The organism is Paenibacillus phytorum, assembly GCF_013141715.1.
Classification (GTDB): domain Bacteria; phylum Bacillota; class Bacilli; order Paenibacillales; family NBRC-103111; genus Paenibacillus_E; species Paenibacillus_E phytorum.
The window spans coordinates 1-661 of sequence record NZ_WHOA01000060.1 but is presented as its reverse complement, the minus strand read 5'-3'; the positions used below and the strand labels follow the sequence as shown (position 1 = coordinate 661).

Below are 661 nucleotides of genomic sequence, written 5' to 3'. Positions count from 1 at the left end.
AATTGATCTCCCCCCGTTTCATTACCGATTCATCCAAATGTGATCAAATAATGTTCTACTTTTGTGTCAATAAATATTGAGCGTCTCGCAGCAAATAGGTTGCCGCTTCGCTTGAAATGTGTTTCCCGCTTTGCGCCTCTACCTCGTTCACAAAGCTCTTCAAATTGTTGTTCGCCAATTTGGCCTGCAGGCTGTTGGCAATTCCCGCATTGTCGATCCATTTGGCATCGGCAAAGCGTGTTACCAGCGCCTTCAAGGAATCAATGCTGGCCACCGTCTGGAAGTGAACGGTCTTGCTTCCCACATTGCCGGCCATGTCGCTGGAGGTAACAATAAGGGTATGCTGACCGAGCGGCAACTTATAGAGCGGGATCGCCGTTCCGATTTGGTAAGAATACGTATCCATCGTCACCGTCGTCTTGCTGCTGTCCACACCCGACAAGTTATCCGTCCATGCAATCTGAGGCGTCAAATCCATGGAATTTTTATAAATACTGTTATCTCCCGGTACGGACACTGCAATCGACGGAGCTGTCTTGTCGATGCTAACGGATACCGTATGCGCTTGTTCCACGTTGCCTGCTTTGTCTACGCTCCAATATACAAGCTTATGCACGCCTTCTTCCGACAATACGACGGTCGTTCCCGTTTGCTCAGCGCT

At 49.2% G+C, this 661-nt stretch carries 1 pseudogene; it reads right to left on the bottom strand.

What is annotated here, in order from left to right:
- Positions 1-55 precede the first annotated feature (55 nt).
- A pseudogene (locus GC098_RS07875) lies at positions 56-661 on the bottom strand (Ig-like domain-containing protein); the annotation flags it as partial.